Source organism: Nostoc sp. UHCC 0251 (assembly GCF_034932245.1).
Classification (GTDB): Bacteria; Cyanobacteriota; Cyanobacteriia; order Cyanobacteriales; family Nostocaceae; genus Nostoc.
This window is the reverse complement of record NZ_JAYGHD010000014.1, coordinates 1-25,846: the sequence shown is the minus strand read 5'-3', so window position 1 is coordinate 25,846 and position 25,846 is coordinate 1. Positions and strand designations below refer to the sequence as shown.

Annotated in this window: 20 protein-coding genes; 12 read left to right on the top strand and 8 right to left on the bottom strand. The window is 42.1% G+C overall.

Translation table 11 applies throughout. The features are described 5' to 3' along the window. Positions 1-27: 27 nt before the first annotated feature. Together VB740_RS03360 and VB740_RS03355 are read right to left on the bottom strand one after the other, a co-directional pair. Complete coding sequence (locus VB740_RS03360; protein ID WP_323198661.1) at positions 28-897, bottom strand: SMP-30/gluconolactonase/LRE family protein; 870 nt, start codon at positions 895-897, stop codon at positions 28-30. A gap of 241 nt (positions 898-1,138) precedes the next feature. Next, positions 1,139-2,077, bottom strand: coding sequence for an NAD-dependent epimerase/dehydratase family protein (locus VB740_RS03355; RefSeq protein WP_323198660.1), 939 nt, complete (start codon positions 2,075-2,077; stop codon positions 1,139-1,141). Positions 2,078-2,393: 316 nt separating this feature from the next. On the opposite strand from VB740_RS03355, the gene VB740_RS03350 reads away from it, so the two are divergent. The 7 genes from VB740_RS03350 (at position 2,394) to VB740_RS03320 (ending at position 9,722) form a co-directional block, all read left to right on the top strand. Further along, positions 2,394-3,548 carry a glycosyltransferase gene (locus tag VB740_RS03350; protein ID WP_323198659.1) on the top strand — a complete coding sequence of 385 codons (1,155 nt, stop codon included), beginning with the start codon at positions 2,394-2,396 and terminating at the stop codon, positions 3,546-3,548. A gap of 99 nt (positions 3,549-3,647) precedes the next feature. Continuing rightward, entirely contained in the window at positions 3,648-4,403 is a 756-nt protein-coding gene (locus tag VB740_RS03345) for a sugar transferase (protein ID WP_323198677.1), read from the top strand. Between the two features lie 499 nt (positions 4,404-4,902). Further along, a complete protein-coding gene (gmd, locus tag VB740_RS03340) occupies positions 4,903-5,982 on the top strand; it encodes a GDP-mannose 4,6-dehydratase (protein WP_323198658.1) in 1,080 nt (359 codons plus the stop codon). A gap of 23 nt (positions 5,983-6,005) precedes the next feature. Further along, a complete protein-coding gene (locus tag VB740_RS03335) occupies positions 6,006-6,950 on the top strand; it encodes a GDP-L-fucose synthase (RefSeq protein WP_323198657.1) in 945 nt (314 codons plus the stop codon). A gap of 71 nt (positions 6,951-7,021) precedes the next feature. Beyond that, entirely contained in the window at positions 7,022-7,600 is a 579-nt protein-coding gene (locus VB740_RS03330; protein WP_323198656.1) for a 5-formyltetrahydrofolate cyclo-ligase, read from the top strand. A gap of 38 nt (positions 7,601-7,638) precedes the next feature. Next, positions 7,639-8,649, top strand: a complete 1,011-nt coding sequence (locus tag VB740_RS03325) for a catalase family protein (RefSeq protein ID WP_323198655.1) — start codon at positions 7,639-7,641, stop codon at positions 8,647-8,649. Positions 8,650-8,885: 236 nt separating this feature from the next. After that, positions 8,886-9,722 carry a carbohydrate ABC transporter permease gene (locus tag VB740_RS03320; RefSeq protein WP_323198654.1) on the top strand — a complete coding sequence of 279 codons (837 nt, stop codon included), beginning with the start codon at positions 8,886-8,888 and terminating at the stop codon, positions 9,720-9,722. 106 nt (positions 9,723-9,828) lie between these two features. Here VB740_RS03320 and VB740_RS03315 read toward each other — a convergent pair whose 3' ends face one another. Both VB740_RS03315 and VB740_RS03310 read right to left on the bottom strand, forming a co-directional pair. Beyond that, a complete protein-coding gene (locus VB740_RS03315; protein WP_323198653.1) occupies positions 9,829-10,482 on the bottom strand; it encodes a sugar transferase in 654 nt (217 codons plus the stop codon). 439 nt (positions 10,483-10,921) lie between these two features. Next, positions 10,922-14,986: a hypothetical protein gene (locus VB740_RS03310; protein WP_323198652.1), complete on the bottom strand. Its 4,065-nt coding sequence runs from the start codon at positions 14,984-14,986 to the stop codon at positions 10,922-10,924. 551 nt (positions 14,987-15,537) lie between these two features. On the opposite strand from VB740_RS03310, the gene VB740_RS03305 reads away from it, so the two are divergent. From VB740_RS03305 to cobT, 3 genes are all read left to right on the top strand, one after another. Next, positions 15,538-16,239: a Crp/Fnr family transcriptional regulator gene (locus VB740_RS03305; RefSeq protein ID WP_323198651.1), complete on the top strand. Its 702-nt coding sequence runs from the start codon at positions 15,538-15,540 to the stop codon at positions 16,237-16,239. 20 nt (positions 16,240-16,259) lie between these two features. Beyond that, positions 16,260-17,000: a DUF2232 domain-containing protein gene (locus VB740_RS03300; RefSeq protein ID WP_323198650.1), complete on the top strand. Its 741-nt coding sequence runs from the start codon at positions 16,260-16,262 to the stop codon at positions 16,998-17,000. 230 nt (positions 17,001-17,230) lie between these two features. Continuing rightward, positions 17,231-18,409, top strand: coding sequence for a nicotinate mononucleotide-dependent phosphoribosyltransferase CobT (cobT, locus tag VB740_RS03295; protein WP_323198676.1), 1,179 nt, complete (start codon positions 17,231-17,233; stop codon positions 18,407-18,409). A gap of 16 nt (positions 18,410-18,425) precedes the next feature. On the opposite strand, the gene phoU is transcribed toward cobT, so the two are convergent. Genes phoU through VB740_RS03280 form a run of 3 tightly spaced genes read right to left on the bottom strand, consistent with a single transcriptional unit; the run spans position 18,426 to position 21,248 of the window. Continuing rightward, positions 18,426-19,094 (bottom strand): phosphate signaling complex protein PhoU, encoded by a 669-nt coding sequence (phoU, locus tag VB740_RS03290; protein WP_323198649.1) that lies wholly within the window; start codon positions 19,092-19,094, stop codon positions 18,426-18,428. 28 nt (positions 19,095-19,122) lie between these two features. Continuing rightward, entirely contained in the window at positions 19,123-20,442 is a 1,320-nt protein-coding gene (locus tag VB740_RS03285; protein ID WP_323198648.1) for an ATP-binding protein, read from the bottom strand. Between the two features lie 53 nt (positions 20,443-20,495). Next, entirely contained in the window at positions 20,496-21,248 is a 753-nt protein-coding gene (locus VB740_RS03280; RefSeq protein WP_323198647.1) for a response regulator transcription factor, read from the bottom strand. A gap of 841 nt (positions 21,249-22,089) precedes the next feature. Here VB740_RS03280 and VB740_RS03275 point away from each other — a divergent pair. Together VB740_RS03275 and VB740_RS03270 are read left to right on the top strand one after the other, a co-directional pair. After that, positions 22,090-23,073, top strand: a complete 984-nt coding sequence (locus VB740_RS03275; protein ID WP_323198646.1) for a hypothetical protein — start codon at positions 22,090-22,092, stop codon at positions 23,071-23,073. A 57-nt stretch (positions 23,074-23,130) separates the two neighbouring features. Beyond that, positions 23,131-24,210 carry a hypothetical protein gene (locus VB740_RS03270; RefSeq protein WP_323198645.1) on the top strand — a complete coding sequence of 360 codons (1,080 nt, stop codon included), beginning with the start codon at positions 23,131-23,133 and terminating at the stop codon, positions 24,208-24,210. A gap of 404 nt (positions 24,211-24,614) precedes the next feature. Here the strand turns inward: VB740_RS03270 and VB740_RS03265 are convergent, their stop codons facing one another. Continuing rightward, positions 24,615-25,754 carry an amidohydrolase family protein gene (locus VB740_RS03265; RefSeq protein WP_323198644.1) on the bottom strand — a complete coding sequence of 380 codons (1,140 nt, stop codon included), beginning with the start codon at positions 25,752-25,754 and terminating at the stop codon, positions 24,615-24,617. Positions 25,755-25,846 lie beyond the last annotated feature (92 nt).

The window sequence follows — 25,846 nt, the reverse complement described above, 5'->3', positions numbered from 1 at the left end:
TTAATTACCTTAAAATTACTATACTTCCTAAAAAGTATTAGTAGGTAATCCAGTAACATCAGTTTGGAGAGCAAATAAATCACCAGAGTAGAAACTTTTTTCGATCTCTGCTTGGCTGAGTCCAACTGAAGCAGTGGTGATGTAGAGTGTTTGCAAATCTTTGCCTCCAAAAGTACAGCTAGTTGGCAATTGCACAGGTAGCTTTATCCGCAATATCTCTTCACCCTTGGGGTTGAAACGAATCACGCACCATCCATCCCACATAGCTGACCAAATATGTCCTTCACTGTCTATTGTCAACCCATCTGGATAGAAGGATTCATGAGTTAAATCAACAAAAATACGGCGATTGGTAATGTTTCCTGTTACTGAATTAAAGTCGTAAGCATATATTTTTTGCTGAGGTGAATCTGTTAAGTAAAATGTCTTTTGATCGGGACTCCATCCTAAACCATTAGAAATAGTCAATCCAGTTTCCATTACATGCAATGAACCATCATTGTCATAGCGATAGAGACTAGCTTGGGGTTTTTCCAAAGAACACATTGAGCCAAACCAAAAGCGGCCTTGAGAGTCGCATTTGCCATCATTGAAACGATTATCTGGTAAATCTCCTTCAATTTCCAAAATGCGGTTAACTTCACCTGTCTGGGTGTTGAGGAACGCCAAGTGATGGCGCAGTACCATGATTAATCTATCTGCCCCTGCTGTTGCGATCGCACCTACGACATCTCCCACATCAAAAAATCGGTTTTTCCCCGTGGTAGGATGAAACTGATGCACCCGATGGTTATAAATATCGACCCAGTAAAGTAAGTTTCTGGTAGAGTCCCATATAGGGCATTCACCTAAACGGGCACGAGCTTCTAGAACATTGTGGAGTGGATATTTTCCCATAAGCAGTTAATTTAAATATTAATTCAAGTATATATATTGACTCAGCATTTACTCATCGATAACTTCTATACGTTGGTATAATGCATCCGGGAATTGGCTTCCCACGCCGCTAGAACGAGAAAGTCAACGTGCTAACAGATTAGCAGCACAACTGCGAGAGTTAGGCGTTAACCCGGATGAGTTATGAAGATGCGATCGCATTAGTAGGGGCACACAGCGATGTACCCCTAAACATCTTTACTCACAACGCTTGTAAAATCTCTTCATCTACAGAAAAATCAACATCAGCCTTATCTTTTGCATTAGCCAAATAATCGTTTTCCAGAGAATCTTGTAACCCAGAAATTAAATCATATTCAGGATGCCAATTTAATTCTGTTTGTGCTTTATTCACCGAAGCAAAGAAATGCTGCACTCGCATCGGAAAAGCTTTGCGCTTGCCAAAATCAAACTTTTTCGGGTCATAATGGACGATTTTTACAGCATCGGGTGATTTGCCAGCCGCTACAGCGCTAGCACGGGCTAAACCATCAAAAGTGACAAAGCGATCGCCAGAGATATTATAAATCTGTCCTGTGGCTTGTTTATTGCCCAAAACCTTAGTCATTGCTTGTGCCAAGTCCTTTACATGACCTAGCTGCGTGATGTGCAACCCATTTCCGGGGATGGGAATGGGGCGATCGCGCACAATTCTGTCAAAAAACCAGCCTTCCAACTCATTATAATTACGAGGCCCGTAAATATAAGTAGGACGAATAGAGGTAAAGGGTAATCCCAATTGAGTCAGGTAAGCTTCTGTTTCATGTTTACCCTTATGGCGACTTTTGGGATCTACTGGATCACCTTCTATATGAGGCAATTGGTCAGATTTGAGATACACCCCCGCAGAACTCATGTACACAAAATGTTGCGCTCGGTCTTGAAAAATCTCTGCTAATGGTTGAGTATCAGTCAGTTCCCGCCCGTTATTGTCAAAAACGACATCAAAGTTTTCTTTTGATAACTTTGCTTTTAATTGAGTAGCATCAGTGCGATCGCCTATAATTTGTCCTACTCCCTCTAAAGAAGGTGCTGGCCGATTTCCACGATTGAACAGCACCACCTCATGTCCTTGTTCCACTAGTAATTGAGTCAAATAGACACCAATGAACCGAGTACCACCCATAATTAGAATTCGCATAAATTCACCATTTCTATATCAGTTGTTGTCAAGGGAGTGGGGAGTAGGGAGTAGGGAGTAGGGGAAAAGCAGGTGAGGCAGGGGAGGCAGGGGAAGCAGGGGAAGAAAACTATTGGTACATTCCCCATTCCCCATTCCCCATTCCCCACTCCCACTCTGAGATTATCAGGTTGCAGCATCCATCTGGAACCTCTAATGGAAAGATTGCGTCTTATGTGCTAATCTGGGGCGCTCCCCATTAATCAATCACAAGGGGAAACTTTTCAGTTAACGTCATCAAGTCGGCCTTTGTATTTTCCATTTATTCAAGTTAGCTGTGCCCTTGAAATATGCTCTGGTTCATGAGTGGCTGACACCCAAAGCCACCGGTGGTTCAGAACTCGTTGTACGAGAAATTTTGAATCACATCGATGCTGATTTGTATGCCCTGATCGATTTTGAATCCACCAATAGAGAAAGTTATTTATATAAGCGTCAGATTGGCAAGACGTTTCTCCAGAACTTTCCCTATGCTCGCAACGGTATACAAAAATACTTGCCTTTGTGGCCTTTGGCAATTGAACAACTTGATTTACGGCATTATGATGTAATTCTTTCTTCATCTCATGCTGTTGCCAAAGGAATCCTTACCACTCCCGAACAGATGCATATTTGCTACTGTCACAGTCCTATGCGCTATGCCTGGGACTTGACCTTTGATTATCTGCGCCACAGCAAACTGGGTAGTGGTTTTCCTGGCTGGGTGACGCGATATTTATTACATCGTTTGCGCCAGTGGGATGTATTGAGTGCCAATCGCGTTGATTACTTCATTGCTAACTCGCAACATACAGCTCGGCGGATTTGGCGCTGCTATCGGCGAGAAGCAACAGTCATTTACCCACCAGTGAATATTGCGGAATTTCCGTTTCTGTCTGAAAAAGAGGACTTTTACCTGACAGTTTCCCGGTTAGTGAGTTATAAGCAAATATCGTTGATTGTCAAGGCTTTTAATCAACTAAAACGACCACTAGTAGTCATTGGTACAGGAGATGAAATGAAAAAGATTCGCGAGATGGCAAACTCTAATATCCAAATACTGGGATGGCAACCCGATAATGTGGTAAAAAAATATATGTCTAGGGCTAAGGCGTTTGTCTATGCAGCTTGTGAAGATTTTGGTATTGCCCTAGTGGAAGCACAAGCCTGTGGCACGCCAGTGATTGCCTACGGTGCAGGGGGTGCTCTAGAAACAGTGCGAGATATCCGCTCTGATGTGGATACAGGGACAGGTATATTCTTCAAAACGCAAACAGAGGCGGCTTTAGTGGAAGCAGTAGAAAAATTTGAAGTGTATCAGGGTTCATTCAGTTCCGAGTATATGCGATCGCACGCCGCGCAGTTTTCACCACAAATCTTTGCAGATCGTTATTTAGATTTTGTAAACAAGTGCAACGAAAAAGACCGTTTTCGGAATAATGGTCTTGGTTAATCTCTGATTTTTTTGAGGCTTTTGGCAATTTCCCCCAGAAGCACATCATTTTGGCTTTAATATTGGGACTATGTGTGGTGTGGATTATTAAGGAGTATGATGACTGCCCAGAGCTCACTCCTCTCCGGCAAGCGAGGCGTAAGGCAAGACACTAGAGCGTCTACGCGTTTCTTAAAACGCGGTCAAAAAACAAAGACGCCAAAAGTTAAGCCCAAAGGTTTATCTTTTCAGGGTTTAAACGGAGAGTTTGTCAAACGACTGTTCGATATAGTGTTTTCGCTGTCGGTATTAATTTTGTTCTTCCCCGTCTACTTAATTTTGACCTTGCTGATTGCTTTCAGCTCAGAAGGGCCAATTTTTTATGTCCAGGAACGGGTAGGAAAAAATTACAAAGCGTTTAATTGTATTAAATTCCGAACAATGGTAAGTAATGCGGACGAAATCCTCATGCAAATGATGGAAACATCGCCCGAGTTGCGACAAGAATTTGAAAGCAGTTTTAAGCTAAAACAAGACCCCCGGATTACCAAAATTGGTCGATTTTTGCGAATTACTAGCTTAGACGAATTTCCCCAGTTCTGGAACGTTTTAAAAGGGGACATGAGTGTAGTCGGTCCTCGGCCCTTAGTAGCAGAAGAACTGCCAAAATACGGTTGTCACATTGATGAGATTTTAACAATCCGTCCAGGAATTACTGGTTTGTGGCAGGTGTCTGGCCGTAATGACATTCCCTACCCCAGGCGAGTTCAAATAGACCTGCATTATGCTAGATTTAGGAATTTCTGGCTTGATTTATGGATCATCTTGAAAACTGTTGATGTAGTCATTCTGCCCAAAAATAATGGGGCATACTGACTAAGTGGACTTAGGGGTGATTCTGTGGGGCAGTTAATGCCCCTAGTTAGCAATTCTTCCCCTAAGACTAAATGATTGTTCATCTTTCTTGATATAGTTATCTGTAATTTATGCATTTTACTTAACTCAGAATTCTTTAAGTTTTCATCTGTGGTTAGTTTTGCCCTGAGCCAGATTTTTGCAAGAAGTCTAATCTCAAATACCTATTTTATTCAGTCTTCACAAAACCAGAGATAATATATGAAGTTTTGACAAAAAAACAACGTACATACTTGATCTATCTGGTAAAAAAAAGAATATATATAATTAAACAATCTTGAGTATCTAAGGTTGGGCTTACCTGTGAAATTATTTGTTATTCAGTATATTTATTTACGAAAAAAGTATCTTAACAATAAAAACTCGTAGGTTTCCCATTAGGCAATTCGGCAATTAGCTGCTAGGTTGTATCAGATGTGGCTGTAGCTTTTTAATCAAAGACAATAAGGGATAATTGAGCATGACGCAACAGAAACGAGCGTTGATTACTGGTATTACTGGTCAAGATGGTTCATATCTAAGTGAGTTTCTGTTAGAACAAGGTTATGAGGTTCATGGCATTATTCGCCGGACTTCTACCTTCAACACAGACCGCATCGATCACATTTATGAAGACCCCCATAAAGAGGGAGTGAAGTTGTTTCTTCACTACGGTGACTTGACGGATGGTACTACCTTGCGACGCATTTTAGAAGAAGTCAAGCCAGTAGAAATTTATAACCTGGGCGCTCAATCTCATGTCAGAGTCAGCTTTGATTCACCAGAATACACGGTGGATGCTGTCGGAATGGGGACTTTGCGTCTGTTAGAAGCAATTCGGGACTACCAACACCGTACCGGAATTCAGGTGCGATTTTATCAGGCGGGTTCTTCAGAAATGTACGGTTTAGTACAAGCAATACCTCAAACTGAGACAACGCCATTTTATCCTCGTAGTCCCTATGCCTGTGCCAAAGTTTACGCCCATTGGCAAACTGTAAATTATCGTGAGTCTTATGATTTGTTTGCTTGTAATGGCATACTTTTTAACCACGAGTCACCACGCCGGGGTGAAACCTTTGTAACCCGCAAAATTACTAGAGCAGTAGCTGGTATAGTTGCTGGTAAGCAGAAAAAAATTTACATGGGTAATCTAGACGCTAAACGAGATTGGGGTTATGCGAAGGATTACGTTAAAGCAATGTGGTTGATGTTGCAGAAAGACCAGCCAGATGATTACGTAATTGCTACTGGTGAAACCCACTCGGTACGCGAGTTTTTGGAATTAGCATTTAGTTACGTGAATCTCAATTGGGAAGATTATGTAGAGTTTGATGAGCGTTACCTTCGTCCATCTGAGGTAGAGTTGTTGATTGGCGATTCTACCAAAGCACGAGAGAAGTTGGGCTGGACACCATCAGTAACCTTTGAAGAATTAGTTTCCTTAATGGTAGAAGCAGATTTACAAGCATTGGGTCACACTTCACCCAATGGAAATGGTTCACAATTCCCATTAGATATTGCGACTATTCGTCAACAACTGGGCGCTTTGCACTTCTGATTCGCACCACAGAGCATAAAAATATGACCGCCTTAGAATTAAAAAATAAACGTATTCTTGTCACTGGTGGGTCGGGTTTTCTAGGTCGTCAGGTGATAGATCAACTGTGTAAAGCAGGGGCTGATCGTGAAAAGATTACAATACCGCGATCGCGCAATTGTGATTTACGTATTTGGGAAAATAGCCAACGTGCAGTTGACCAGCAAGACGTAATTATCCACCTAGCAGCTCATGTCGGTGGCATCGGCCTGAACCGCGAAAAACCCGCAGAGTTGTTCTACGATAATTTGATCATGGGTACGCAGCTAATTCACGCTGCCTATCAAGCTGGAGTAGAAAAATTTGTTTGTGTTGGCACAATCTGCGCCTATCCTAAATTTACCCCAGTGCCATTCAAAGAAGATGATCTTTGGAATGGCTACCCAGAGGAAACCAACGCCCCCTACGGGATTGCTAAAAAAGCACTTTTAGTCCAATTGCAATCTTACCGCCAGCAGTACGGTTTTAATGGTGTTTACCTTCTGCCAGTGAATTTATATGGGCCAGAAGATAACTTTGACCCCGGAAGTTCTCACGTAATTCCAGCATTAATTCGCAAAGTTCACGAAGCCCAAATTCAAGGAGAAAAGCAACTCCCTGTTTGGGGTGATGGCAGTCCCACCCGCGAGTTTCTATATTCAGAAGATGCAGCGAGGGGGATTGTTATGGGAACTCAATTTTATAACGGATTGGAACCAGTTAACTTGGGAACAGGTTATGAAATCTCCATCCTTGATTTAATAACTTTAATCTCCGAATTGATGGAATTTAAGGGTGAAATTGTTTGGCAAACTGACAAGCCTAATGGTCAACCCCGCCGTTGTTTAGATACTGAACGAGCAAAGCAAGCCTTTAATTTCACGGCTCAGGTGGGCTTTGAGCAAGGGTTAAAGAATACCATTGAGTGGTATCGTCAACACGCTGCATAACCATGTATTAGTAAATGTAGAGTGTTATAAGCTGGGCAATGCCCAGCTTATTTTTTTTGACGCAATATTTCATGGACAAAGTTAATCATCAATTAAATAAAGCAGAACTACGCCGAACTCTACTCAAAACACGTCAATCAATGTCTGTTCGAGAGTGGAGAGAAAAAAGCGATCGCATTTGCTCTAATTTACAAAACTCTGCTTTGTTTACCCAAGCAAAAACAATACTTGCTTATTTCAGCTTTCGCCAAGAACCTGATCTCAGTCCACTATTTGCAAATACCAAATACCGTTGGGGGTTGCCTCGCTGCGTTGATAAAAAATCTCTATGTTGGCATATTTGGGCACCTAACGATTCTGTTCAAAGTGGCGCTTATGGCATTGCTGAACCATACCCCGACGCTCCAATCTTAGATGTTGCCGAAGTGGATTTGATTCTTGTCCCCAGTGTAGCTTGCGACTATCAAGGATATCGCCTGGGTTATGGCGGTGGATATTATGATCGCTTATTGAGTTTACCGCAGTGGCAGACAAAACCGACTATCGGAATTGTCTTTGATTTTGCCTATTTTTCCCAATTACCTATAGAACCTTGGGATAAAGCACTACAAGCTGTTTCTACGGAAACCGGATTGACTCAGAAAGGCTGAAGGATTCAGGATGATGAAGACACATCATCAAATGTTTTATGACTAATCCAACATCATCTACCAATGAGCAGGAAGCAATAATCGACGAGATAATAGCAACTAGCCTCCAAGCTCAACAAAAAACCGGCCCAGACCTCCGTCAAATTCATAGCAAAAGTCATGGACTCCTTGCAGGAGAGTTTATTATTGAACCCAATCTTCCTGAAGACTTGAGAGTAGGTTTGTTCAAAAAGCCCCAAACCTATCCTGCGTGGATTCGTTTCTCTAGTGGTGGTTCTCCTGAAAAGCGTGGTAAATTTCACTCCGATAGCCAGCCGGATGTTCGTGGTATCGCCATCAAGGTGATGAATGTAGACGGGCAAAAAGTGTTGGATGATGAAGAAAAAACTCAAGATTTTATACTCAACAATTATCCTATTTTCTTGACCAAAGATGTTCGTGATTACGCCGATCTTTCGAGAGCAGGTAGTGGACAACTTAGCCCAGAGCGCATCCAGGAACTTGGTTATGCCTTTGCAATCTTGCAAAAGATTGGTGGACAGAAAGTAGGAAATCCGCTTTTGATTCAATATTGGAGTATGGCTCCATTTAAGTTTGGGAATCGCATTGTCAAATTATCTGTCAAATCTCAACAGCCTGAACAACCACCCGGAAAACTTCCCGAACCAGAAAATTACCTCCGAGAAGCAATAGTCAAATATTTGACTGAAGAAGGTAAAGAAGCATCTTTTGACTTCTTCATTCAGTTTTATGTAGATGATGACAAAACGCCAATTGAAGACCATGTTAAAGAATGGCAAGAAGTAGATTCACCGTTTGTTAAAGTTGCAACTGTTCGTATTTTTAGTCAGAAATTTGATTTTGAAGAACGCAAACGCTTAGATGAGGGTATGTTGTTTTCCCCTTGGCATACGCTGTTAGACCATGAGCCTGTTGGAAGTGTGAATCTGTCTCGCAAGAGGCTTTACAGCGAACTTGCAAAGTATCGACGAGAACAAATTGCTCAACGTTTGCTGGAACCACAACCTTATGTAGCGGTTGAAGATTAACCACTATAATTTGATTTAAAACTGTAGGATGATAGGCTATTAGCCTACTTGATTAGATACGATTTTGGGTGTTGCTGATTTGATGTATAAAAGTTATAGGTTTTGCAACCAGAACTATTGTAGAGGCGTAAGATTTACGTCTCTACATCTATATGGATTTAGATTCAGACTTATTGAATTTTGTTATTGTAACCTCCTAAGCACAATCAATTTAGAGTATTTAGGTTATTAATCAAATGCTGAACTGGAAAAAATCACGATCGCAAATTCTGCTAATGTATGCGCTATTGGGAGCGATCGCACTGGTGATGCTCTTTCCTTTACTGTGGCTAATTAGTACAGCCTTAAAATCGCCTACGGAAAATATTTTTCAGTCGCCGCCACAGTTGTTGCCCAGTCAACCTACACTAAATAACTTCTTTAGTGTCTGGAACTCTCTACCTTTTGGGCAATACCTGTATAACAGTACTTTGGTATCAGTGCTGACTGTGGGCTTAAATCTGCTCTTTTGCGCTTTAGCTGCTTATCCGTTGGCAAGATTATCGTTTGTGGGGCGAAACTGGATTTTTGTAGCGATCGTCTCCACGATTATGATTCCCTTCCAAATCGTGATGATTCCCCTCTATATTTTGACAGTCCAGTTGGGTTTGAGAAATACTTATTTAGGAATGATCTTTCCGAGTTTAGCTTCTGCCTTTGGCATTTTTCTGTTGCGCCAAGCCTTCATGAGTGTCCCAAAAGAGATAGAAGAAGCCGCCAGGATGGATGGCAGTTCGGAGCTAGGTTTGTGGTGGCATGTGATGTTACCAGCAGTTCGCCCAGCATTGGTAACTTTAGCTATTTTTGTATTTATTGGTGCTTGGAGTGACTTTTTGTGGCCTTTAATTGTTATCCAAGACGAAAATTTATACACTCTTCCCTTGGGTGTAGCAAAGCTGGCAGGCACGTTTTCCCTTGACTGGCGCTTGGTAGCTGCTGGCTCAGTAATTGCGATCGCCCCAGTATTATTACTATTTTTATTTTTGCAACGTTACATTGTACCCACGGAAACTGGTAGCGGGGTCAAGGGTTGAATAAGAAAGTGGAGATGAGGGGGATAAGGCAGAAAAGGAGAATAAACAATGCCCCATGCCCAATGCCCCATGCCCAATGCCCAATTACTAATGACAAATGACAAATTCAATAAGCCCCAGTCTTTTTTAAGACTACCCAGATAGTTTTAACAATCAAACTCAGGTCGTAAGTTACAGACCACTTGCGTTGATACTCTATATCCATCTTGACAATGGTTTCAAAGTCTGTGATGCTTGAACGTCCATTAGCCTGCCATTCTCCGGTAATGCCTGGTTTAACTCGCAATCTATCCCAATGATGTGGATCGTAATTGCTGACTTCATCAGGAGTGGGTGGACGAGTACCAACCAAACTCATGTCCCCTATCAGAACATTCCAAAATTGGGGAAATTCGTCCAAGCTAGTACGCCGCAAGAATTTACCCACAGGAGTAATGCGAGGATCGTCGATAGATTTAAAGATGTGACCTTTGGCTTGGTTTTCAACCAAATGCTTGAATTTATCGGCATCGACGATCATGGAACGGAATTTCCAGATGCGGAAAGTTTTTCCGTTCAAACCACAGCGAATTTGGGAATAAAATATTGGATTTGGATCATGTACAAAGGTAACAATTGCTACAACAATTGCTATCATAAATGTAATAATCAGCCCCACAATGGCTCCAACAATGTCAATTAATCGTTTTCTCACGCTTAAAGTTGACGGGTGTAAAGGCTGTTGCGAGCAATTAACTGAATAAAGATAAAGATGATTCACAAGCGCTAACTTATCTACAACAGGACTTTTTGCATCAGGAGTGTAGACATGAAAATAATTTTTAGTCGATTTTTAGTGCTTTTGTCGTTACAACTGAGTGTTAACATACACAAAAATCAAGAAATATAAAAACTGAAAACCCAAAGTTTACAGAATCTTTTAATTAAGGTGGAAAATTGTAAAATTACAGTATTTCCTACCATAAAATTAAAAAAGCTAGTGTTTTGGTACACATACAAAATATTACAGTGTTGAGGACAGAAAGCCCATCAGGATGTGGCCAACTCAGGAAGACACATCCGTGATGCACTAATATCAATAGATTTCTTGCATAAGTCGGGAAAAGGGCAAGGGGGAAGGGGAAAAAGTTCTGTATTGTCCCCTTGCCCTTTAACCAAAACCTTTTCCCCCTCTTGCAAAAAGCACTTTTGCAAGAGGTCTAATGATTAACCTCTAAAGCGAAATTTACAGTATATGGTTCCTCCAGTGATTGTTGATTACTAGCCTTGATTGCATCTAGATAGCGACGCAAAGACAACAGTTGCTGGGAATTAGGACGATAAGTGAGACTTCCTTGCTTTTCAAAAAGTGGTGCTGTAGCGATCGCCTGATAGTCAGGATTTTCTTGCGAACTCTGAGTAAGCCAAGTCGAATCTGTAACTGAAGGTATCAAACCCGAAGGTAGTTCACCTTCTAAAAAAGCTAGTAGGCGTTGCTGGCAAGTGCGAGTATTGATCCCGCGACCTTCAAATAGCTGAAGAACTTCACCGAAAGATAAAGGTCGATCTGGTAGCAGCCGCAGCAATTCTGTAAATAGGAAATAATCAGTGTATTGTTGCCTGGGTATATCTAATATCTGGGGATGCAGAGGCAGCATCGCCAAACCATAGGCAACCCGACTACAATTGGGAGCGCCGTTTTCGCCGAGATATAAATCTTGAATAATCTTAGCGCTGGGGAGTTTTTGCCGTAGCCAGCGATTCACAGTACCGACACAAGCCACCCCACCAGTCAGAATAGCTTGATTAATGGATTCTGTGGGGATGCCACGAGCTACCAACAACTTGTTGAGTTCTCGATTCAGGCGGCGCACAAAGGGGATAAATACTTGGCTTTCTAGGTCTCGTCGTTGCAAAATCCATTGCTGATCGGCCAATTCCAGAGTAAAAGAGTCTTGGTGCTGCAAAATCAGCTTTAGAGCTAGTGCGGCATCTAATACCGCCTGTCCCAGTAGAGAACTCTCTAGACGCTGCTGGAGGCGAATTCGAGCGGTGATATCTGGTTCTCCAACTCTAGGTAGTTCTAATACTTCCAACCCTAAACTCTGCCAACGCATTTGGTCTAAACCGGGAATTGACGGTTGCCATTGCCAAGGATTACTTGTAAGATTTTTGCGTAGGCGTAGCCCAGAGTAGGCATCGCTTGGTGTTTCTTTTCGTGATTGCCGAGATTTAGGTGGCAATAGCAGCTGGCAAATAATATCTTGTTCAATCCCCTTGCCAGCATAGGCAAAACTGTGGAGCATGAAATCATTGTATGTCAATTGCAGCAATGTTTCTGGGACATCGACCAGCAACATTTCTGTGGCAGTTGTCCCAATGTTAATCACAAGGGTATTGCCAACAATGGGATGTTCGCTGGTTTTTGCCGGATGAGAACCCTGATGTTCGCTTAATTTTATTTGTTCACCGTTAGCAGCATCGAGTTCTGGGAGTAGACTAGCGATCGCTTCTTCTACAAAAAAGACTTGCTGCGGATGTTGGATAAGTTTACTGGTGAGTAAAGCTTCCCGCACATTGAAGCGGTATTGTTCCGAACAACTAGCTGGACAGGTGCAAATTACACCAGCAATATTATTGATAATCTGCGGAAAATCTTGTTCGCTGATCCCCATAGAAGCAGCCATTAAACTAGGGGTGGTACTAGTTTTTTCGGATTTGAGGGTTAATAGTAGCTTAGAGAGCGATCGCACAACCCAAATCAAAGGGCCTGCTGAAAATTCATTTAATTGCAAAACAGGTTCCCATTTCTGTCGTTCACTCTTGTAGGGAATAGCTACTTGTAAATAAGGCTTCAATTGCGCCGAGTAGAGATTATTTGTCGTCGCATCTGCTGTTGATCTCGGTGTTGCAGGAGTTGTGGTCGAGCGATCGGGCACTTTATCTTGGGCAACAGCCGCAGGTGCTGTCTGTTCATGTGTTTCGATACTTTCGTTTTCTCCCTGGGGTACAGAAGCTGTAGGCAGATAAACCTCTGTTGGTAAACGAAATGATTGCTGGAAGGAAGGTTTTTCCGGCGGATTTTCTGCTGACCAGTAGATAGGATGTACAACAAAAGTCGAGCGATTTAATAATGCGGCAGAAATTCCTGTTGTACCTAAATCAATTCCTAAATACCAGACTGATTCTAGAACATTGAGCGATTCTGGATTGTTGATGGAGTTGGAAATTGGAGGTAATGAACTTTCTTGAACAGGAGTTGTGACTTCCTTTTGTTGTTCAGCTTCTACCTGGGGAACTTCCAAACTGGAGAAAGCAGCAGTTGAGGTATTTTCTGATACTGGGATATTTTCAGAGAAAGTTGTGGGGATTGTGTCTTGATTAGTATCAAGTAGTTCCGAGAAAGTATCAAAGTTAGTCGCTGGCTGCGACTCAGAATTTAGCTGCTGATCAAAATTAGCCAAATCTCGATCTAATTGCTGCAACTGTTCTTCATCTAAAGAAATATCAGGTACAGATGGAGTCTGGTTGGACTCAATAGAAAGCAAGTTTTCTTGGGGTGAAGCAGCAATGTAGTTATCTGAGGACGGTTCTGGCTGCTCATCGTTAATTAATACTTCCGGTGCGTCCGCTACGCGTAGCTTGCTTTCCCGTAGGGGTACGGTAGTCTGTGCCAACGCAATTTCTTCAACTGCTACTTCTGGAGTAACTGTTGCTGTAGTTGTGGCATCATCCACAAAGGATGATACTTCTAGCAGTTGCTGCTCACTACCTGTATCAGGCAATAGGTCAGTTAGGGTATTAATCGTATCAGCACTATTTGGCTGAGTAGCAAATTGCGCGGTAAAACTGTCTGTTGGTGGCAGAGAATTACTAAGAGGTGAGTCTAAATCAGTATCCTCTTCAAAAAATAATTCTTCCTGTGGTTCTGATGATGAATCTGTGGTTTCTACTAAAGTCTCTTGGGATGAAAGACCTATATCTGGCGTTACAACCGCAGAATCAACGCTTGGAGGATCAGCGATGTTCAACGTTGATGGAGCGGCTATGGTAGCAGATAAGTCATTTGTGGGAACATCGAGGTTTAGATTATTAATATCACCAGTACCAAACAAACTGGCGTAAAGTTGGTCTACTTCATCGCCAATTAATGCAGAAATATCTTGCGATAATTCGGTCTGGTTTGCAGAAGGCTCAGACGAGTCTAAGCCAAGCTGCAACAGCACTGTATCTAGATCCTCTGTAAGGGTAGTTTCCTGTTGCTCAGAATTAATTGTGAGTGAAGATGAAGTTTCTGGCTGTGTAAGCTCCAAGGGTTGGGGTGCAACTCCAGTAGCGATCTCAGCTGTGTCAGCCAATGATGGTGGTGTATCAGATTCTACCTCAAGGAAAGATGACTGGAAACTAGGAGATTGCTGTTGCAAATGCTGGGTCAAATTGTTGAGAAAGCCGGCCATTAACTGTTCGCCTTGCATTCCCTTGCTATGCATCCTTGCCAGTGCTTGCGAAAGGGACTCGTAATAGGTATTTATATTGCGCTGTAGTGCCTCAAAGACTACATTTACAGTCCCATCTAGGGATAATAGGTGTTGATCCAACTCCCTGGCCAGATGTGTTAACTTTTCTACACGGTCTGGTAATTCCAATGAAGGTTGAGTTGTAGAGCTTGCTGGTTCTGAGTTTGCGTGATTAATTCCTTCTGAATAACTAGCGGAATTTTCCCGCGTCTGTGCTAGCAGTGGCGTTAAAGTTGGCACAAGGCGACTCATGAGTACCTGTAAAAACTCGGTAATCACTTGATCTTGGTTTGTCAACTGCTGCGCTAAGGAGTAATTTTGCAATCGCCTTTGCTCTAGCTGCCGAATTTCTTGTATGAGAGTAGCTCGCTCTTGCAAGAGCAATTCTAATTCCGATCGCAATGGCTGGATCAAGCTCGAAAATTCACTTTTTAATTGTCCTGCTCCAACAGTACTCTGTTCTTGATAGGGTTCGAGCTGCGGTAATGGATACTGGTTGTTACCTTGAACAATAAATTTTGTTAATAAAGGCGATGGCTCCGCCAACCCCAAGGGCGAACGCGGTTCTTCAGAAGACTGGCTTGGGATGCCGTTCTCTAATGCTTCTTTTTCTTGTAGCCTGAGCAAGAAGTTGCGAATTCGTTCTAACACTTCTTTCGGCTCTTGTGCCTGACCAGATAGAAATCTAGACACGCGTTTGCCACCGCTGGCAAGTAAGTTGTCAATGTCTGCGATCAGCTTTTGAATTTCATCTGCACTGGAAGTCACTTTTTTACCTTACCTATAAACTTATGTTAATTAATGTGACAATTACTTTACAATTACCGTACCCCTATGGATGTCTTGCTACGCACAGCGTCAAAGAGAAGTTTTGAGTGGCAAAAGCCGCTGCTTGGAATTGTGACTGTCATTATGTTATGGATTACTGAGAGTAGTGGCAATCTTCAGTCAGCATTTGTGTGAGAAGCTTAGTTTTACAGATCATTAAATTGCCTATTTTTCAAAATCGCTAAAATACCTGAGCAATAATTTACTCCCTTTAGTATCATTAATGTTGTTTGCCTATATTTTGAACTAATCAAGTTTGCAGTGCAGCTAGCCCCTAAACAATACAACCCAGGCTATAAACTACTTTTTGCAAAACTTTTATCCCGTTTACACTTATAGGTAAAGATTGTCTAAAAAAAACGTTCTTTTCGCTTTCTTATGTAGCATAGTTTAGTTTTCTCTTTGAAAGGGAACTGTGCCTTGATGGCTTAGGCTGAAGATGGCGCTCTTATTTGTTGTGTGTATATAGCAGCTGGAATAAAAATGTCGTAATGGAAGACCGATATAGCTTGCAAGCACAGGCTAATTCCTGGATGATCTCCTCGGCTCCCTTTTTTCAAGGGTTGCCAGAAGCTGCTGTGGAATCAGCCCTCATCCATCTTGCTACCCGCACTCACCCAGCTAATCAGGTGATTCTGCTGGAAAATGACTGGGGCGGTTCTGTGTATTTTATTTTGGACGGATGGGTAAAAATTCGCACCTACAATCTGGAAGGAAAAGAAGTAACGCTGAATATTCTTGGCAAAGGGGAATTGTTTGGTGAAATGGCAGCCCTAGATGAAGTGCCTCGATCTACAGATGTGATTACCTTGGCCCCAACGGTAATTGGTAGTATGCCTGCTCAGGATTTTGTCAAGTTACTTCATGTAGAACCCTTGGCGGGAGTTCGATTGGCACAACTAATGGCACGGCGTTTACGGCAAGTAAATCGCCGATTGCGGTTGCGGGAATCTGATAGCCAGTCACGGGTGGCAGATACGTTGCTATTTTTGGCAGAAGGACAAGGGAAAAAAGGGCAAACAGGAACCGAAATCCCCAATTTACCTCATCGGGAATTGAGTAGTTTGAGCGGACTGGCCCGGGAAACTGTGACACGAGTGTTGACAAGGCTAGAAAAAAAAGGCTTGATTAAACGGGATCAAGACACTATTTGTATTCCCGATTTGTCAGCCTTAGAAAGAATGATAGTTTAAAAACTTGTCAAATATCAGATATGAATATTTTAGATTCTCTGCCAGATGAGCCGGAGAAAGATTTATCCCCTGAGTCTCCAACTTCCCACAATCATTGGTTAGACAAAGAACAGCAGTTAATGCCTCCTCAAATCAAGGCTGATGCACCCTTGAGGATGGTGGAGACGGCGTTTTTAGCCAGTACCGCTAGCTTGATTTGGTTTATTAATTTTTACTTTCCCTTGGGGCCAGTTTTGCGGATATTTTTTCCGGTGCCGATCGCTCTAGTTTATTTACGTTGGGGCAGGCGTGCGGCATGGATGGCAGCCCTTACTTCCGGGTTACTGTTGACGGTACTGATGGGGCCAGCCCGCAGTTTGCTGTTTGTCATGCCCTACGGGTTCATGGGCGTGCTTTTAGGAGCGACGTGGTATCGTCGTCGTGTTCCCTGGATTGTTTCTATCACCTTGGGTACGCTGTTAGGTACTTTGGGAGTATTTTTTCGGCTGTGGTTGCTGTCTGTTTTGTCAGGTGAAGACCTATGGATTTATGTGATTACCCAGGTGACTGAGTTTATAGAGTGGGTATTTTTGAAGCTGAGTTTGTTGGTGAGTCCCAGTGTGTTTTTGATTCAAGTGGGAGCGATCGCTTTAATTGTACTCAACAATTTTATTTATCTTTTTGTGGTACACCTAGCATCATGGTTTCTTTTTGACCGCCTGGGCAATCCTATTCCCCGTCCGCCACACTGGATACAAGTCCTCATGGATTATGAAGGATAGTCATTTGTCATTAGTCATTAGTCATTTGTCATTGGTTAAATGATGAGTCCTAAGGAACGTGGATTAAATAAAGTGCAAAAGTAGGGTGTGTTAGCGGAGCGTAACGCACCATTCCCAGTTCAATCAGAATTGCAGGTTATTAAATTTGTATTCCTAACTCATAACCAATTCCCAATGCCCAATGCCCCATGCCCCATGCCCCATGCCCAATTCCCCATGCCCAATTCCCAATGCCCAATTCCCAAATTCGTATTTATACGCAAAAAGAACAGGGTGAAGAATGGCTGCGACGGTATCGTGGCTATCTACCCGTATTTGCCTGCGTTTTAGGATTTACTGAAACTGGTTTAATTCCAGGGATTTCAGCAGCCGGTCGAACTCCAGAGGATCGGAAATATACTGCTTGTGCCGATGCCGAGTTTTTGTATTATGGCCCAGAACATAAGCCCCAATATCCCCTACCACCATTAGCGGCTGGGGCTTCGCCTGTGCTGATTTCTCGCGCTGTCTTTGAGTCACTAAAGATACCAGTTCATTTGTTTAATGCTGGTTTACCCCAACCTCCTGCTTTGCCAATAATTGATTTGGGTGGCTCTCCTGCTCGATGTTTAAGTGGTGGTGCTGCTATGGAAATCACAACCGTACACCACTTGTTTCAACAAGGGCTACTTTGGGGAGAACGCCTTGCTGCGAATATGCAACATAAATATGTGATTCTCGGTGAGTGCGTCGTTGGAGGTACTACAACTGCCCTAGCAATCTTAGCTGGTTTGGGTATTGAAGCTGACGGAAAAGTGAACAGTAGTCATCCTATTTGTAACCACGCGCAAAAATGGGCATTAGTGCAAGCTGGGCTAGAGAAGATGAGGGGGAGCAGAGGGCAGGGGGAGATAAACTTCCAATCTTCAATGCAAAATTCTGTAGATCCTTTAAAACTAGCTGCCGCCGTGGGTGATCCCATGCAAGTGGTGGTAGCTGGGATGGCGATCGCTGCTAGTCAACGTTGTGGTGTAATGCTTGCGGGTGGGACGCAAATGCTGGCAGTTTATGCGCTGATGAGTGCGATCGCTCAAACTTACGCTTTATCATGGCAACCAGAAGCAGTCGTTGTAGGCACAACTCGCTGGGTGGCAGAAGACCCTACTGGCGCTACAGTTGACTTAGCCCTCAGTTTAGGAAAAGGCAGCTTAACTCAGAGTGGAGGAACCCCTGCCCTATTAGCAACTAATCTGAGCTTTGCTGAATCTCGTTATCCTCAACTCAGAGCTTATGAACAGGGCTTTGTGAAAGAAGGTATGGGCGCTGGAGCCGCTTGTATAGCCGCCCATCTTAGCCAAGATTGGCAGCAACAAAAACTTTTGGCAGCTATTGAAGCCCAACTTGAACGGCTAAGTACAGCACTTGATTAATTCATTAGCTAATTAATTAAGAGCGTTGACCGGTGACAATATATGCTACCCTTTGACCAATATTAGTGGCGTGATCTGCCATGCGTTCTAAACAACGAATTGCCAGTGCCAGCAGTACTATTGGCTCGACTATACCAGGCACATCTCGTTGTTGGGCTAAAGTTTGATAAACGCGATCATACGCATCGTCTACAGTATCATCTAAGTGCTTTAAACGACGCCCACTGGCTTCATCCAAATCTCCCAAAGCCTTCAAGCTAGTTGCTAGCATCGACTGCGCGTGAAGGGACATAGCTTCAATGTCGGGCATTGACGGATGAGGCGCGTAAGGAAAAATTTTAATCGCAATCTCAGCTAAATCCTCAGCATAATCGCCAATGCGCTCTAAGTCTCGCACCAGCTGCATAAAGGCACTCAAGCAGCGCAAATCTTCAGCCGTAGGTGCTTGCAGCGTCATAATCGCCGTACAGTCTGATTCGATTTGTCTATAAAAACGATCAATCTTTTTATCTAATCGGGGAAGTTCCTCAGCTGCTGTTAAGTTACGAGCAACTAACGCTTGGTGGCTGAGGCGAAATGATTGTTCTACCAAAGCACCCATGCGTAATATATCCCGTTCTAAGCGCCTAATGGCACGTGCGAGTTGAGGTTTTTGAGGATTAGGACTGTAATGGACAGCTTTCACGCTTGTTGTCTTAAAGGTGAAGATAATATTAACTATAGTCTTGGCTTAAGGAGTTTGCCATAACTTCTAAAAATTGCAGTTGTATCCACGCACCACCAGTTCCTGGATGGTTCATAGCCTTGATTGAACCACCGTGGGCGAGAATAATTTGCTCAACGATCGCTAAACCTAAACCATTGCCGACGATTGCCCCTATGGAGTTCCCATCTTGTGGGGAATGGGTTCGCGCCTTATCTCCTCGATAAAATCGCTCAAAAACATGGGGTAAATCTAGCTCAGAAAACCCAACTCCAGAATCAATAAGATTTATTTCCAAGATTGGGGAAGCGGCATCATTATTTTCTGTTGATAAAATTTTTGCTTCAACATGAATACTTGTACAAGGAGGACTGTACTTAATGCTATTGTCCAGCAAGTTGAGAAAAACCTGGTAAATACGGGCTTGATCTGCTTTAATCCAAAGATTTTCCGGGCCAGAATAAGAAAGAGACAGATGTTGGCGCTCTGCTAAGGGTTCTAATGTTTCCCAAACGGATGTAATTAGCGATCGCAATTCTACAGCTTTGGTTTGCAATTGCATGGTTGGGTTTGCTTCCATTTGGGTGAGGTCTAGCCAGCTTTGCACTAAGTTAATCAGCCGATCAACTTCTTGCATTAAGCGGTTAACCCAACGATTTAAAGGTGGTTCCAAGCGAGTTTGTAAAGTTTCCGCAACCAAGCGAATCGAAGTCAAGGGCGTTCTGAGTTCATGCGCTAAATCAGAAAAAGAGCGATCGCGTACTTGATTTATATCTAATAGGGGTTGACGATTTTCTAAAAAGACTCCTACTTCTCCATTGGGTAAAGGCAAGCTAGATGCCCGCAAAGCCAGAGATTTTATTGTTGGCATCTCTGCCGTATCGTCACAAGATGGATGAAATACCCACTCGCCCGTCTGTGGTGTTTGACAATCACGAGTTTGCTCAATTAAATGGTCAAGTTCGTAAGACCTTACCAACTCTAGTAATAAGCGCACCTGTTCTGGTTGCCACCTTTGCAGATACAAAATTTCCTGCGCCTGCCGATTGCACCACAGCAGTTGATTTTCCTCATCCACCTGCAAATATCCCACTGGTGCAAAATCTAGTAGGTCTTGGTAAGTTTGCAACGACTGCTGCAAATCTTGCCGTTGCTGCTTCACCTTCGCTATTTCCTGCCTCAACCCAGGAATCAGCAGCAGTCCCATCTTGTAAGAATGCGAGGTTAACGGTCGGAGTAAGCGCCCCAGGTAGCGGTTAAGTTGAACCTGTTGCCAAACCCAAAACCCAATGCCTATCGCTAAACCTAGAAAAAATCCCAATAAAAGCATTTGAGTTGTTAGTTTTTTGCTGACTACTAAAAACTAACAACTATCCAAACTAATTATCCAAACCTATAGCCAAAACCTCTTACAGTCACAAGATATTCGGGATGACTGGGGTCTTGCTCTAATTTTTCGCGCAACCACCGAATGTGAACGTCTACGGTTTTACTATCGCCAACGAAATCTGGCCCCCAAACCTGATCTAGCAGTTGTTCCCGTGACCATACCCGGCGGGCGTAACTCATAAACAATTCCAACAAGCGGAACTCTTTAGGAGAAAGATTCACCTCCTGACCACGAACTAGCACGCGGCATTCTTGAGGATTCAAGGTGACATCCTTGAATTTTAATACTGGTATTTGTGGCAAATTGCTTAGGCGTTGGCGGCGGAGTAAAGCACGACAACGAGCCACTAACTCGCGCATACTAAAAGGTTTGGTCAGGTAGTCATCTGCTCCCACCTCTAACCCCAAAACACGGTCAGTTTCACTACCCTTAGCACTGAGCATTAAAATGGGTACTGGGTTTCCTTGATGACGCAGCAAACGGCAAATATCTAGCCCATTGATTTGAGGCAGCATCAAATCAAGAATAAGCAGATCGAAAGGAAGTTCCCCTGAGTTGGTTTCAAAACTTTTGAGATACTCTACAGCAGACCGTCCATCGGGTGCAGTTGTCACCCCATAACCTTCCTCTTCCAGGGCTACAGCTAGCATTTCCTGGATTAATTCTTCATCTTCTACTACTAAAATACGGCTGGTTTGTCCAATGTCCGTTCTAGCAGAATATTTGGTCGATTCACTGGTATACATTGATATCACAAAAGTCTAGGACTGTGCTTGTATCAATTAGGATGATTGAATTTATTATCTCGCTTTACTGCAACCGCGCTTCTGCTAAGGTTAATTCTTTTAGATTTTCTTTACAAAAAGTAATAGTAATATATGTCACAGCAGCCTCCTAAATCACATGTGGCTGCAAGCTTTTAATAGTCTTCATAATTAGGGACTTTGCATCAAATTTCTAAGTATAGCAGTTGTTATTGGATACAACATCTGGTTATGGTACAGCAATGCGCTCCTATGAGTAGTCCGTATTCCATGCAATTGTCAACTGCTATAGCTTCGATTCTGTCTTCACAATAGGGAGCAGGTGATATGAAGATGTCTTTTCCTATCCTAATTACATGAAGGGTTGTCTTGACAAAAGCGGATTAAGTTGGGTATATTTACTTTAGTACAAATATACTATACGGTTTGAAGGGAAAATTATAGCGCTTTTCGTATCCTGCGGGTACTCCGTTGGAGAACTCGTAAAAGTAGCCGCTACGCGTCTATGTATGCAATACAATCCAACCTCTCTCTAGCTTTGAATCTTATTCCCCTTTCAGCAACAAAAGTTTTTCCGCTTTCCTCTCATACAAAGAGAGGGTTAGGTGACTATTGAATTCCACTGAGAAACACTATATACCTGAAAAACATAAGGACATGTATGTGGAAAACTCGTACTACCTAAGTGTCCTATGCCGATCATTTCAGTATTTACACCGCGTTAAAAATGTTGATTTAAAGGCTATTCTGATGTCTGCATAGGGTAGTCATTGGTATGGCTTGCTACCCAATAAATCATTTGCCTATTGAAGGGAGTTGGAAGATGACTACAGTTGGAGTCAAGGACAGCAAACAACAACTAATGCAAGCATTTCAACAAATTATTATCCAAAGAAAAAAGCTGGAATCTAAAATAGCAACCAAACAAGAGGAAGCAGAAAAGGCAAAAAGTCAAGAAATTCTGCAAGCAGCTTCTGCATATACAGTTGATAGTATTGTCAAAGGTTTAGCTGATTTACAATTGGAGTTTGGCAGTATTCTCAATGGATTATCTGAAAAACTAGCTCAGGAAAATTCTAAGTTAGATGAATTAAACCGAGCTATAGAAATTGAAACTCAACGATTACAAGAGCTTCAACAAATCAGAGTTGTAGCGGATACTCTAGACATTTTAAGTCAAGAACACCAAGAAAAATTAAAAACCCTAGAACAAGATACTATCAGCAAAAGAGAAACACTAGAGAAAGAAATTACAATCAGGCGGAAAGAATGGCAAAAAGAGCAAGCAGAGTATGAAGAGAAACTCCAAGCATATAACGATTTATTAGCCAAAGAGCGCCAGCAAGAACAAGAAGAATCTCTGTATAAGTTAGAAACTACTCGTAAACTCAATACAGATAGCTACGAAGCGATAAAGCGCCAACAGCAAAGGGAAATCCAAGAAAATTCTCAAAAGAAAGAGAAAAATTGGGCAGAACGAGAAAAGATATCAGCTGAACGTCAACCACTCTTTGCAGATTATGAACAAAAGGTAACTAAATTTCCTAGCGAACTGGAAGAAGCCGTTAAGAAAGCTAGGGAAGAAGCAATTAAAGAAACAAGCCAAAAAGCTAAAATTGAAGCTGATTTATTTGAAAAAGAATGGGAATCTAACAAACAGAGCTATGAGCTAAAAATTCAATCTCTGGAAGAAACAATTAAGAAACAGTCTGAGCAAATAGAAGGTATTGCTGCTCAATTGCAAACTGCATTAAAACAGTCACAAGATTTAGCCATGAGGGCTTTTGGTAGTTCTAACTCTAAATAGTTATAAGTTTGGTGGGTGCATCTTAATCATTTTTAATTCCTGAAGAGGAGGTTTGTTGTGGTGGTGAAAAAGCCGACTGATAAGAATACTAAAGTAGAAATTCTTCAGGCGTATGAGGAGTTAGCTAAAGAAAAAGCAGCACTGAAATTACAACTTGAACAAGTTGCCAAAGAAAACCAGCCTGGAACTAAAGAACAGCCTAAATTAGAACAAAAAACACCTATGAATCAGCTTTCTAGTGTCCAACAGAAAATGAACAATACAATTGAAAGCTTGGCGAAGATTCAATTAGGTTTTGGCAGTGCTGCTAATGAATTATCGGAACAATTAACCACAAAAGCCTCTAAATTAGAAGAAATTAGGCGGACTTTAGAAGAAGAAATTCAACAATTAACACAACTGCACAATTTAGAAATTTCTGATGATATTTTGGATACTCTCATCCAAGCCTATGAGGATAATATTAAAACTTATCAGGAAGAATATAGCCAGCGTTCTGAAGTGTTGTTCCAAGAAATATTAGAGCAAAAGAATACTTGGGGAAAAGAACAAGAGGAACAGCAACGAGCGATAAAAGAACGAAATGAAAACTTGCATAAAACTCGGCAACGCGATGCTTCAGAGTATAAGTATAATTTAGAACTCCAGCGACAATTACAAAGTGACGAATACGAGCAAGAGCAGAAAGCACTATATAAGCAACTGGAAGAATTACTACAAGAAACAGAAAAACAGTGGGCTGAACGAGAGAAAGCAATTTCTGAGAGAGAGAAACAATTTGAAGAATTAAAAGCGAAGGTAGAGGCTTTTCCAAAAGATAAAGAAGCAGCTATAAAAAAAGCTACAGAAGAAGGCAAAGGCATCGCCCACTACCAAGCTAAAGTAAAATCAGATTTATATTCTAAAGAAGTGGAAGGGCAAAAACGTTTCTATGAACAAAGGCTGCAATCTCTAGAACAAACGATTACTAATCAAGAGACGCGGATTCAAAATCTTTCTAAACAACTTGAATCTGCCCTAAAACAAGTTCAGGATTTGGCAGTTAAAGCTATTGAAGGTACTTCAAATGTTAATTCATATCAGGCAATCAAAGAAATAGCTTTAGAACAGGCAAAGACTCAAGTGAAAAACAAATAAGCTAATTTGTTAATGAAAATTGTAGAGACTTAAATTAAGTCTCTACAAGGAACTATAAAGCTTTTTATTCAGTTTTCTTTGGTTTTTTGATGTCTAAGGGAGGTTGGGGTTTCTTCTTCTTTGTTCCGGTAGCTAGTGTTTGCTTAAATGCTTGATTAGAATTTGGCTCTTGACTAGACATAATACTAAATTTTAAAATCTACTACACTATTATCTACATCACGGGTATGGTTGATTACAGAAATATATCATAGAAAATTTAAGTTTAACTAGAGAAACTTAGTAAATAATGTTACATCTAGAGGAACCTTAACTTTTAACGGGATAATTATAAATCTTAATATATGAGTCAGCGATCGCTTGGTGGCTGTCTTAAAAAAGTGCTAAAGAATAAATACTAGATGCTAATGCCTAGTACCAATTTCGGGCGCTGATTGGTAGAGAAGTAAGGCATTTTCACGTAAAATTGCTACAGCGATCGCCTCTGCTTGAGCCACAGTAATGTCAGAATCGGCAATTGCTTGCTCTAACACTTCTCCTAAAAGCTGGCGACCCCACTTTGCCCCCAAGTAGTACAATTCTGGAATTGAGTGGGCATCAGAAGAATACATTAATTTAGTAGTGGGAGTTAATTCTAACAGCTGCCTGATTACTTCCCGCATCCCAGATACGCTTAAAAAAGGTACTGCCAAACCGAAATCTAAATAAACTTGGGGATATACAGAAGCTAAATAACCAGCCTGCTGCATGTAAGGATAGGAAGCGTGTAGTAATACGATTGGTACATGGCGGTACTGGGGTAACTCTAGTAAATATCTCAGATTTAAGGGATTAGCCAATCGTAAATCCAAGTCGGGATCACCATAGCCAGTATGGAATTGCACTGGTAGGTGATATTTCGCTGCTACTAGTAACGCCTGTTGTAAGAGAAAATCAATAAGGGACTTATCAGTCAGTCGCAGAGGTTGATTTTGCAATTGTTGTTTGAGGTTATCGAAGTGAGCCGCCGCCACCTCGTAGGTTACAGGTTGAATATCTAAGCCACTCCGGTAACAGGCAATACTTTTAAAAGCCACCACCGTTTGGGGTGGTGGATCAATTTCGCTGTTGAATCTTGCTAGAAAAGTTGCAAAATCTTCTGATTGCGGAATTAGCTGTTCTGCTATTAGTTCTAATCTAAGAATTCGTCGCACAGGAATAAACCTTTCATGCCACGATATAGGTAAAATCGTTTCTGGCTGCAAACCATCATCTAAGTAAATCGCCTCTAGGTTAGCGGCCCGAAAATAAATCTGCGTCAGTTGTTCTAACCCTAGACTTTCCCGCCGTGCCAAAATTGCTGCTTCTTCAGCTTCACAGTTTAATAAAGTTGCAATATCGCGCAAGCTACGCCGATAAAAGAAAGTATGACGGGCATGGTAGTTGATGATTTCTGGATCAGAACCTTCAGTGAAGGCACTCGCGTAAGGGTACTGGGCAAAAACTTCTGGCCTTAAGATGTTGTGGGCGTGTTGGTCAATTAAAGGAATGTCAGCTAGATTCATTGGTAAGTAATCATATTGCTAGTAGTACGCTTTCGTGACTTGGCGGGGTAAAGGGGAAGGGGGAAGGGGGAAAGGTTTTAAATCCCTTACCC